Annotated in this window: 6 protein-coding genes; 5 read left to right on the forward strand and 1 reads right to left on the reverse strand. The window is 36.9% G+C overall.

The window, feature by feature from the left end; translation table 11 throughout:
- Window positions 1–2: 2 nt before the first annotated feature.
- Complete coding sequence (locus KAOT1_RS17490) at window positions 3–7,217, reverse strand: T9SS C-terminal target domain-containing protein (RefSeq protein ID WP_007096209.1); 7,215 nt, start codon at window positions 7,215–7,217, stop codon at window positions 3–5.
- Between the two features lie 518 nt (window positions 7,218–7,735).
- Here KAOT1_RS17490 and KAOT1_RS17495 point away from each other — a divergent pair.
- From KAOT1_RS17495 to KAOT1_RS17515, 5 genes are all read left to right on the forward strand, one after another.
- Window positions 7,736–8,164: an ABA4-like family protein gene (locus KAOT1_RS17495; RefSeq protein WP_007096210.1), complete on the forward strand. Its 429-nt coding sequence runs from the start codon at window positions 7,736–7,738 to the stop codon at window positions 8,162–8,164.
- Window positions 8,161–8,961: a hypothetical protein gene (locus KAOT1_RS17500; protein ID WP_007096211.1), complete on the forward strand. Its 801-nt coding sequence runs from the start codon at window positions 8,161–8,163 to the stop codon at window positions 8,959–8,961. The genes KAOT1_RS17495 and KAOT1_RS17500 overlap by 4 nt, the downstream gene beginning before the upstream one ends.
- A 6-nt stretch (window positions 8,962–8,967) precedes the next feature.
- Window positions 8,968–10,032: a sensor histidine kinase gene (locus tag KAOT1_RS17505; RefSeq protein WP_007096212.1), complete on the forward strand. Its 1,065-nt coding sequence runs from the start codon at window positions 8,968–8,970 to the stop codon at window positions 10,030–10,032.
- Window positions 10,033–10,034: 2 nt separating this feature from the next.
- Window positions 10,035–10,805: a LytR/AlgR family response regulator transcription factor gene (locus tag KAOT1_RS17510; protein ID WP_007096213.1), complete on the forward strand. Its 771-nt coding sequence runs from the start codon at window positions 10,035–10,037 to the stop codon at window positions 10,803–10,805.
- A gap of 63 nt (window positions 10,806–10,868) precedes the next feature.
- Entirely contained in the window at window positions 10,869–11,957 is a 1,089-nt protein-coding gene (locus KAOT1_RS17515) for an SGNH/GDSL hydrolase family protein (protein WP_007096214.1), read from the forward strand.
- Window positions 11,958–11,978: the final 21 nt, after the last annotated feature.

Here is an 11,978-nt window from a genome sequence, read left to right on the forward strand (position 1 = left end):
AATTATAAGATTAACGTAAGCGGTCCTTTTTCACGGACTGTTGTTCCAAAAAATGTTTTTGCTGTAAATGTATAATAGTAGTTTCCGTTTTCGACAAATTCGTCTTTAACTTTTCCATCCCAACCTTGTATATTGTCGCCTGTTTCCGAATAGATTAAGCTTCCCCAAGTATCATAAATATTCAACTCCATCTCGTCCAATCCTATAAACACAGGTTTAAAACGATCATTTAAACCATCTTCATTTGGCGTAAAAGCGTTTGGCATAATAAGTTTGTATCCTTTTTCAATTAATAATGTAATGACCTTGGTGTAAACACAACCTTCTGGAAAAGTAACAGTTTGCACTACAGTATAAGCGCCAGGAGACGAATATGAATGTATTGGATTTTCTTCATTAGAAAAGTTTCCATCTCCAAAATCCCAAGACACATTCGTATAATCGCCCGTTGTGGTATTTGTAAATTGAATAGGATCTATTTGTGAATAAATTCCGAAGGTTTCAAATGCTGTTGAGGTGAGTGAAAAATCAGCATCACTATATTCAGGAATGTCTACCTCAAAAGTATAGTTACTAACGCAACCCAGACCATCTGTTGCTTCTAAAATAACAAGTCCATTTTGAGAAGTAGTCATCATCTCATCATTGGCACCTGTCACTGTTCCACTAGACCAGTTTAGTGTATAGGGTGGAACGCCGCCAGAAACTTGAGCGGTAAATCTTTGACTTGCTGTAAAAGCATTACAATTAACGATTGTTTCTGTATCAACATCAATGATAATTTCTGGTGGACGAATAATTGTATACGTATCTGTAGCTTCACAACCGTTAGCATCGACTACGGTGACTAAATAATCGCCCGCAGTAATATTGTCTAAATCTTCTGTAGTTGCACCATTAGACCAAGAAACCATAAATGGTTCCGATCCTCCAGAAATTAGTAAATTGATCGCGCCTGAACTCGCATCATCACAATCCAAAGCATTGGTAATATTCGCAGAAAGCGTTAATTCGGCAGGTTCTATAATAATAAATGTTTCGGTAATAGTACACGGCGTTCCATCTACAATATTGATGGTGTATGTGCCTGGACCTAAATTATTACGTTCTACACCTGCATTTGGATCATCTGCCCATTCAAATTCAATAGGATCTTGTCCGCCTTGAAAATTTAAGTTGATACTTCCATCATTTGCTCCAAAACAAGAAATTTGCTGTACTACAGGTTCAATCGTAAATATTGGCGGTGCTTCAATAGTAACCGTTACAGCGGCGGTACAATCATTACTATCGGTAACTGTTATGGTATAATCTCCAGCAGATAAATTATTCTGCATCATTCCTTCACCAAAATTACTCCACGTAATGGTGTATGAGCCAGATCCGCCTGAAATATCTGTAATTGTAATCATTGCATCATTATCACCAAAACACATAAGTTCTGTTGCTTCGGTAGTAATGACGATTTCATCGGGTTGCATTAAGACAACACTTAGTGTATCGTCGCAACCATTTTCATCTGTTACGCTCAAATTATATGTTCCGCCTGCTAAATTATCTATATTTTGAGAATTACTTGTAAAACCGTTTGGACCTGTCCAAGCATAGGTATATTCAAATACGCCTGGAGCTGTTTCGGTTGGTGTTCCACCAGTAACGTTAATGTCAATAGCTCCTGAAGTTTCTCCAAAACAAGCCACATTTGTTTGATTTGCTACAGAAGCCATTAATTCATCTGGCTCAGTAATCACAAAAGATTGTATTACAGGACCGCAACCATTGGCATCCGTTACTGTAAGTTCATAAGTAGCTGCACTAAGGTTTGAAATATCTTCATCCATAGAAAAGGCAATACCATTTCTTGTCCAGTTGTATACATAATCTAAAGTTCCACCTGTAACAGTCACTAAAATTTCTCCATCATTTGCTCCAAAACAACTAATTGAATTCTCGTCATCAACAGTTACGATTAACTCCTCTGGTTCAGCAATTGTATAGGTTTCAGAAAACGGACAACCGCCTTCATCCTGAACCGATAAAGTATAGTCGCCTGGTACAAGATTAGAAATGGTAGGATCACTAGCGGTAAATCCGTTAGGTCCTGTCCAAGAAATAATATAGGGTGTTCCTGTAGTAAATGGTACACCACCAGAAATATTGGTGACAATTTCACCGTTATTTGCCCCAAAACAATCAATTTGAGTAATGGTCGTATTTGCTGAAATTGCTGGATTTACGGTAATTTCTACTGTAAACGGAGTTCCTTCACAAATTCCTGCTGTTGGTGTTACTGTATATGTAACCGTAGCGGATGAAGTTGTTGTATTGGTTAAAGTTTGACTGATATTTGTTTGAGGTGTATTTTCTGCGCTTGCACCAGTAATACTTCCCGCAGGAACAATTGTAGGTGCAGACCAAGTATATGTCGTATTTGTGGGAACGATATCACCATTAGAAGCATCTGGAGTAATGGTGAAACTGTTGCCACTACAGATCGTTTCAGTAAAATTGCTCACGCTTGGAGTTTCATTTACGATGATTTCTGCGGTATCAGAAATAATTTCAGAACAACCTCCAGATGAAAACGTAATAATGCAATAATAATATGTTGTTCCTTGTAAAGAAGTATCTGGTGTGTATGAATCGGTAGTTGCTCCAGTAATGGCAGTCCCTGTAGTCGTGTCATTAACTGTATTAGAATACCATTGATACGTTGGTGTGCCAACTCCGTTAGAATAATTTATAGTTAAAGCATTTACAGTATCTGCGGTACACAATTCTTGCGATTGTGGTTGTGCATCTATTTGCGGCCCAAGATTTATAATTACTTCGGAAGGATTACTTGTAGCAGTACAGCTTTCACTAGCTGCTTGCGAAACTGTACAATAATAATATAATGTGCCTACTGTTGTCGTTGGAGGTGTAAAAATAGCATTAGTTTCACCTGTAATAGCTGTTCCGCCCGTATTACTATTGACTGTATTACTAAACCATTGATACGTAAATGTTCCCAAACCACCAGAAGCTTGTACCTCTAAATCTTGTGGAACACTGTTTTGACAAAGTGTTTGAGAGGCAATAGGTTGTACGTCAATTACAGGAGCATCAACAACAACGACTTCTGCAACATCACTAATTACATCATTACAACCACTTCCTGCAAAGGATAATGCTACATAGTAATAAAAAGTTCCAGCTGTTGTGTATACAGGTGGCGTATAATCTGCATTGGTAGCACCTGCAATGGCAGTTCCGCCAGTGTTACTATTGGTTGTGTTGCTAAACCATTGGTAAGAAACAGTTCCTGTTCCGTCTGTGAATACTACCGATAGCGGACTGTCAATTGTACTGCCTACACATAAACTTTCGGTCATTGTTGGCTGATCGGTAATGGTAGCATTTGGCGTTACGGTTACCAATGCAGTTTGAGAAGTAATCAATGAACAACCTCCAGAAGTAAAAGTAATTTCACAATAATAATAAATTTCGCCTATGGTATCTGTTGGCGGATCGTAATCTGCGGTGGTTGCACCTGCAATTGGAGTTCCGCCCGTAGTACTGTCGGTTGTATTACTATACCACTGATATTGTGGCGTGTCTGAAGTATTTCCCAAAGTAATGCTCAATGTGTTTGGAGTTCCATCAATACAAACAGTACTTGGTTGTGGTTGCATCGTAACTTCTGGTGCAGCATTTAGTGTAATTTCAATGGTAAAAGGCGTTCCATCACAATTTCCAGCTGAAGGAGTTACTGTATACGTAACTGTTGCTACAGCATCCGTTGTATTTGTCAAAAATTGACTAATCTCTGTTTGTGGTGTAGTTTCGGCAGTTGCTCCAGTAACGCTTCCCGAAGGAGAAATGGCTGGCGTTCCCCATGTATACGTTGTATTTGTTGGAACAATATCTCCGTTAGAAGTATCTGGAATAATAGTAAAACTATTACCACTACAAAGTGTTTCTGTAAAGTTGCTTACACTTGGTGTTTCATTCACAATAATTTCAGCCGTATTCGAAGTGACTTCCGGACAACCACCCGAAGCAAACGTAATGATACAATAATAATAAGTTGTGCTAACTGCAGAAACGTCTGGTGTATATGAATCTGTTGTTTCTCCCGTAATGGCAGTTCCAGATGTAGTATCATCTACCGTATTGGAATACCATTGATAGGTTGGTGTTCCTACACCATTTGCATAACTTACCGTAAGTGTGTTTATGACGTCTCCTAGACATAATTCCTGTGATTGTGGTTGAGAATTAATCAAAGGAGCAGCATTTACAATAACTTCTGCGGTATCACTCGTAACTATACAGCTTTCGCTAGCAGCTTGCGAAATTACACAATAATAATACAAGGTACCTACCGTATTAGTCGGTGGTGTAAATGTTGAATTGGTTTCACCTGCAATGACGGTTCCACCAATATTGCTATTTGAAGTGTTGCTAAACCATTGATAGGAAAATGTTCCCAAACCTCCAGATGCTTGTACTTCTAATAATTGTGATGGCGTGTTTTGACAAAGTGATTGTGTCACTAATGGTTGCATATTAATAATTGGTAAATCAACCACAATAATTTCTGCAACATCACTGATTATATCATCACAGCCGCTTCCTGCAAAAGACAATTCTACATAGTAGTAGTAATTTCCGGCAGTCGTAAAAGTTGGTGGTGTATAATCAGAATTTGTTGCTCCCGAAATTGATGTTCCGCCTGTATTGCTGTTAGTGGTATTGCTAAACCATTGATAAGAAACAGTTCCCGTTCCTCCTGTAAATGCTACAGATAATGGACTGTCAATTGTGCTTCCTACACACAAACTTTGGGTGGCCGTTGGTTGTGATGTAATACTAGCATTAGGTGTTACTTCAACTCTTGCTGTTTGAGAGTTTAAAGAAGAACATCCACCAGAAGTAAAAGTAATTTCACAATAATAATATAAAACTCCTACTGTGCCTGTTGGCGGATCAAAATCTGCATTCGTTGCACCTGCAATTGGAGTTCCGCCTGTATTGCTATCTATTGTATTAGAAAACCATTGATATTGTGCAGAAACTCCAGAAGTAGCTACACTAAGTGTAATGGGCGTTCCATTTTGACACACCGTACTCGATTGTGGTTGTGTAGTGATTTCTGGTGCAGGATTTACTGTAATGATAAAATCTACAGCAGTACCATCACAACCATTGATAGATGGCGTTACAGTATACGTAACCGTTCCCGATGAGGTATTGCTAGTTGTGATAATTTGAGAAGGAATCGTACTTGAAGTTCCAGCTGTAATAAAACCACTAATTCCCGCAGTTGCTGTTGCTGTCCATGTATACGTAGTACTAGGATTAGTTGAGGTTAAGTTAATTTCGGCACTTGAAGCTCCAGAACAAATATCTTGCGTTAGATCGGTATTTGTAATCACAGGAACTTCTTGAATGGTAAATGTTTCCATAGCCATTTCTGAAACACCACAATCATTCGTTACTTGCAACGTAACTGTATAGGTTCCTGGAGAAGGATAATCAATAGTTCCTGGCGATTCTAAATTTGAAGATGTTGTATTTGCTCCCGCAAATTGCCACGAATAGGTTACAGAACTCGGATCATCTGTACAATTTGCAATCATTGCTGTCGGATTTATAGAATTTGCATTACACAAATCATCTATAGGGTTTATACTTACCGTTGGAGGTTGCTTAACAATGACTTGTTGTGAGCTTGTTTCGCTTCCACAAGCTTCATTAGTTCCTATTAATTGAATGGTATATGTTCCTGGCGTTACAAAATTGAAAGATGGATTTGCCGAAGTTGCCGAAGTACCATTGGTAAAACTCCAAACCTCTGGACCTGTTCCACAAAAATCAGCAGTGTAGGTAACTTGCCATTCATATGTTGGCGGATTACAACTTGTAGATTCGTCTGTGTTATTTGTGGTTGTAACATCTAAAGGTGTACAACCGTTATCACTGCTTAACGTAAATTGTGGATTTACAGGAGCTTCTACACAGATGGTTTGTGTTGTTGTGTCTATCCCACAGGTATTTCCTGCTGTTAAAGCAATTGTGTATGTTCCTGGAGCTGTAAAATTAATACACAATTCATCTGAACCACTAGACCATAAATTTGTATTTGTAGTATCAAAATCATCTCCTAATTGGGAGCCATTTCCTAATGTAAATGTATTTGGAGATATATCCCAAACGATACTTGGGCTGGTGTCACAACTTCCGTTTCCACCATTAATTTCATTCCCTGTTGATGAATTTTGGAAGCAAACTTCAGTATCCGTACAGACAATATCAGTTGGACCTGAAAATTCAGCTTCAGCTTGAGTTGCTACGTAAATAGGTACTAGTTGAACTTCAGTGCTTCTACATAAATTCTCTGCAACCATAGTTGCAGAAAACGAATTTGAAAAGCCATTACTGCTTGTTCCACACGAAGAAGTGGTAAATACATGCGTTATATTTTCTGGTGGAGGATGATTGTATACTTCATCAGGCGAGCCATCATTAAAGGAAATAGTGTAAGTTGTTTCTGGAGGATTATTTTCAGTCCCATCAATAGGAATTGTTAATGAAGATCCACTACATATCACTCCATCATTACCAGCACTTCCAAATAGAACAGCTGGATTTGAACCTATAAATACAATATACTCTTGTACAGTGGTGCAATTATTATTTCCTTCAATGGTATAAATCATATTGTAAGTTCCTGGTGCATAATCGTGATCTAGTAGTCCCCAATCACTTCCCACGAAATTCGGTGTACCGTCTCCCCAATCGATTGTATAATTTATATTGATAGTGTTTCTCGTGCTAGAAGCATTAGAGAATGATAGTGTTGGACCAGAACTATCGCATAAACTAAATACAGGTGTTCCGTCAGGTGCTTCTCCTTCTCCTGGACCATTAATTTCTGGATCTGGCCCTAAGGTAATATCAATTGTTACTGCTTGACTAGATATTACTGTGGGCATAGGATTCACAGCATCCTGTACTTGCGTCAAAGTATACGTAAACGTTCCATCAGTATTTGTAGGAACTTCAATTGTAGCAATATCTCCCGTAGAAGTTACGGTTTGCGATGCGCCAGTACCAATTGTATATGTAAAAGTATACGGTGCCGTTCCAGCTGAACCCGTAAACGTAATGATAGGCGAATCGTTATATTGACAAACTGTAGTAACATCTACGCTAATAGTTGCATTGGGCATTACAACAGAATGATTATGTTCCGAAAAGGACGATGTAGTACTATTTAGCTGTAGTGAAAAGCAAACTAAAAGTATTACATAAAAGTATTTTTTGACCATATAAAAACTTATCTAATTGTTGGACAATCGTGTTTTATCAAAAAAAGATAAAGTGTTAATTTTTTTAACATTTAAATGTACTCAATATCTTTCATAAATGTAAGAATCATTGTGGTAAATTGTGAATATTATATTCGTTTTCAAAATAATTCAATTAAATCCATTTATTTTTACGGATTCCCATATTTGAAACACTTTTCATTATTTCTTAATATTCTATGTATTAGTTAAGGCTAAATTAACATAGCATTATTGTTCATGAAACATCATATTGGATGATTTTTTATCTCCTGATTTTTAAGGAAACAACACTTCAAACTCAATTCACGACAATTCAACAAAAAGTGATTGTATCTTAACACAAACTACAGCACTTTTGAAGCATCAATCAAAAAACGAACACTAAAAATTAAAAAATTATGACACCATCAGAAGTTTTTAAAATTGTCGGAATGCTTGCCATGCCGATGTGGGTTTTACTCATCTTTCTTCCCAAATGGAAAGTAACACGATTCCTAATCGATTATAAAATTATTCCCATTATCTTATCCATAATCTATGCAATTTACATTGTAAAATCACTTGTTGCTGGCGGTATGATGGATTTTGGAAGTCTCCAATCGGTCATGCAGCTATTCACGGTAGAAAATGCAGTCTTAGCAGGATGGATTCACTATTTAGCCTTCGATTTATTAGTCGGTATGTGGATCGTCAATCAAAACAAAACCCTGAAAATTCATCCAATCATTATTGCAACCTGCTTACTCGGAACCTTTATGTTTGGTCCAGTCGGATTCCTTGTATTTATGATTCTCAAAACATTCAAACTTAAAAAAGTGCCATCATGAAACTACTCAAACACATATTTAGTACGGTAAAAAAGGAAAGTCCTATACTATTTACCATTGTCATGATGCATTTTCTAGGTGCTGTCGTTTGTATTGGCGGAATTCTAATTGACGAAAGAACTCTCATGGGAATCAACGTTTGGATAAAACCTTTTAAATTCTGTATTTCTGGCGGAATTTACATCTTGACAGTAGGTTTTTTAATGACAAAATATCCGTATTCCACCAAAAAGAAAAACATCCTAAACAATATTGTTTCGTGGACGTTATTACTAGAAATCGGAATCATTTTCTACCAAGCAGCACGTGGTGTTCGCTCGCATTACAATCAAGATTCATTATTTGACGGATTGCTTTTTGCTGCCATGGGAATATTAATTGCTATCAATGTATTACTCATGATTTTGTTTGCCTTTGATGCAGCACGACTAAAAATGAAAGTCGCAAAACCTGTACAAGTTGCCATTTTCATGGGATGGATTGTCGTAATCGTTGGAAGTTGGGTTGGCGGACAAATGATTGGGCAACTTGCACACAATGTCGGAGTCGCCGATGGCGGAGAAGGTTTGCCTATCTTAAATTGGAGTACAGTTGCGGGCGATTTACGCGTTGCCCATTTCTTCGGATTGCATGGTATTCAAATAATTCCGTTATTCGCATGGATGCTGGTCAAAAAATGGAAAACTACGAATACAAAACAAGTCATTGCAGTCATCATTTTTGGATTGCTATTTTCTGCTTGGATTGCGTACATGTTTTATCAAGCAAAACAAGGAATGCCACTCATTAAACTATAGGCAATTATGAAGCTTCTCAACAAGGAAAAACGCTTAAAATACATAGGTTTCAATGACATTTGGTTCGTTGTTTTCGGAATTATTATTCTAAGTTTTGTAACAGACTATCTATTCAACAACTCATTTGCACGCTTCCCTTTTTGGGAAGCCATTGTTCATTGGAGTATTTCTTTCGGTTTCTCAGTTACTAATTGGTTTGTCATGCGTTTCAATTTTATTTTTCTGCGAAAGAAATTTACCAAAGTGGAAGATGTTGGCAAACGTGCATTACTACTCTTTCTTTCTATCGTTGTTACGGTTACGTTGATTGACGCGCTTGGCGGAATTATCATTGGTTACATATACAATCAAACCTATTATTTTACTGAACGTTTTCAAGTCTTATTACCGATCATCATTATCAGTATGATGGTCATGGCAATTTATGAAGCGATTTACTTTTACATTCAACTCAAAAAATCAATTCGGGAAGAAGAACAAGCAAAACAAGTAGTGGTCTTGGCACAATTAGATGCGTTACGCAATCAGGCGCAACCGCACTTTTTCTTTAACAGTTTAAACACCTTGCGTGATATCATCGATCAAAACTCAAAAGAAGATGCCAAACAATTTGTTGACAAACTCTCTGATGTGTACCGATTTATTCTAGATGCAGGAAATGCAAACCTAATTCCATTGCGGGACGAACTCAAATTTGCTCGCGCGTACATTCACATTCAAAAAGAACGTTTTGGCGACAATCTCAAACTCAATTGGCAATTGCCTGAAACGACTTTGGATCGAATGATTGTTCCGATGAGTTTGCAATTATTACTCGAAAATGCTATAAAACATAATGTAATTTCACGATCAAAACCACTTATTATTACTGTTAAAATTGAAAACGATCATATAATTGTACACAATAAAAAGCAACCTAAATCCACACAATTGCCTTCCACAAAATTAGGATTAATTAATATTGAAAAAAGGCAAGCATTAATCTCAAACAAACTACCAAAAATTACCAATACTGGAAAAGAATTTACCGTAGCAATACCATTACTAACCACATCAGACCTAAAAGCATAAGCATGAACATACTCATCATCGAAGACGAATTTCGCGCGGCAAATCAGTTGCAAAACATGCTCAAAACCTGTGATTTTGAATATAACTTACTCGATATTATTGATACGGTTGAAGATGCTGTAACTTGGTTTCAAACTCACAAAATGCCAAACTTAGTATTTATGGACATTCAATTGGCAGATGGTTTAAGCTTTGAAATTTTCCAAAAAGTAGAAGTAGAAGCGCCAATTATATTTACCACAGCGTTTGACCAATATGCAATTCAGGCGTTTAAAGTAAATAGTGTTGATTATTTACTAAAACCAATTCAGAAAGAAGACGTACAAAAAGCACTTGAAAAATTCAACAAATCCAATCAGTCGCAACACATAGAAACTTCAGTATTAAAACAATTACTAACAAGCATACAAACGCAAACCGAACAGAAAAACGCCAAAAAACGAAATGGTTTATTAGTCAAAGAAGGAACAGGTTTTGTGCAAATAAAAATTGCCGATTTACTTTATGTATATTCGGAAGATAGTGTGACTTTTGGCGTAACCGAAAGTAAGCGTTATGTGATTGATGAAACCATCGATCAGTTATTCAACTCATTCGATCACGATCAATTTTACAAAATAAATCGCGGACAAATCGTTGCCAAAAACGCCATTCAAAAAATAAATCCGTATTTCAATCATCGTGTCAAACTATCGGTTTCCAAAGAACGCGATCAAGAATTTATTGTGAGTCGTCAAAAAACGAGTGATTTTAAAGCGTGGATGAATCAGTAGTAATTGCATAAGAAGCTAAAAAAAATACGCAATTAACTTATAAATTGGTATTTTCGTCTTGCAATGCCAAAAAAACTCAAAGTCATCCTCATAAATATTTCCTTTCTGTTGATAGGAATCTTGCTCCTCGAACTATTTTTCGGCGGATGGTTTAGTAATAGCAATCAATTGAGCAACTTAGGAATCATCAGAGATGCCAAATTTGAGTTTGATGTCAGCGAACTGTACGACACCAAAACTCCAACAATTACGTATACAAGAGACAAGTATGGCTTGCGTGGAATTTCGTCGTACAATCAACCTGGAAAAATAAAAATTCTAACTGTTGGTGGAAGCACCACCGATCAACGATACATAGACGATTCCCAAACATGGCAAGAAGTCTTAGAAAAAGAATTCCGAAAAAACGGAGAAGAAACCTATATTTCCAATGCTGGTGTTGATGGACAATCAACGTACGGACACTTAAAAAGTACGGAAATATGGTTTCCAAAAATAGAAAAACTACAACCTGAAATTATTCTATTTTACGTCGGAATCAATGATTTTTACAAAGTCAGTAGCGATTCGGAATACGACAATATCAAAGAACTTGAAAATCCTGGAATCAAAAGTCACATCAAAGACAAATCGGTGTTGTACAATGTATATCGCAAACTTCGCGGAATGCAAAAAGCAAAAAAGTTTGAAGTCGGACATCGTAAAATTAATTTTTCAAGGATTCCATTCACCACAGAAGAAATTTTAGACGAAAAACTACTAGAAATTTACAACGAAAAAAACTTAAAAGCTTTCAAAGCGCGCATCAAAAAGCTGATTGAATATGCAGACAGTATCAACGCACTTCCCTTTTTTATCACACAACCAAGCTTTCATTACAAAATAAGAAATGGCAAAATTTACGGCACGGAAGCCACCAAATACATTGAAGCAAAATATCCGTACAATGGCATTGGCTATTACAAATTACTCAACAAACTCAACGAAGCCATCAAGGAAGTTTCGGAACCAGAATTGGTGATCGATTTGACAAATGACGAAGATTGGCATGCTGTCGATTTCTACGATTACTATCACATGACACCAATTGGCACTAAAAAACTAGGGAAAAAAATCTATCAAAAGCTCAGCGAAATCGAGTTTGTAAAATAGCAATCTAAAAAATATACATAC

The organism is Kordia algicida OT-1 (genome assembly GCF_000154725.1).
Classification (GTDB): domain Bacteria; phylum Bacteroidota; class Bacteroidia; order Flavobacteriales; family Flavobacteriaceae; genus Kordia; species Kordia algicida.

Bases quoted from the DNA above. Each gene is read 5' to 3' on its own strand.
- KAOT1_RS17490 (WP_007096209.1), bottom strand. From the start codon at position 7,217: ATGCCCAATGCAACTATTAGCGTAGATGTTACTACAGTTTGTCAATAT.
- KAOT1_RS17500 (WP_007096211.1), top strand. From the start codon at position 8,161: ATGAAACTACTCAAACACATATTTAGTACGGTAAAAAAGGAAAGTCCT.
- KAOT1_RS17505 (WP_007096212.1), top strand. From the start codon at position 8,968: ATGAAGCTTCTCAACAAGGAAAAACGCTTAAAATACATAGGTTTCAAT.
- KAOT1_RS17495 (WP_007096210.1), top strand. From the start codon at position 7,736: ATGACACCATCAGAAGTTTTTAAAATTGTCGGAATGCTTGCCATGCCG.
- KAOT1_RS17510 (WP_007096213.1), top strand. From the start codon at position 10,035: ATGAACATACTCATCATCGAAGACGAATTTCGCGCGGCAAATCAGTTG.
- KAOT1_RS17515 (WP_007096214.1), top strand. From the start codon at position 10,869: ATGCCAAAAAAACTCAAAGTCATCCTCATAAATATTTCCTTTCTGTTG.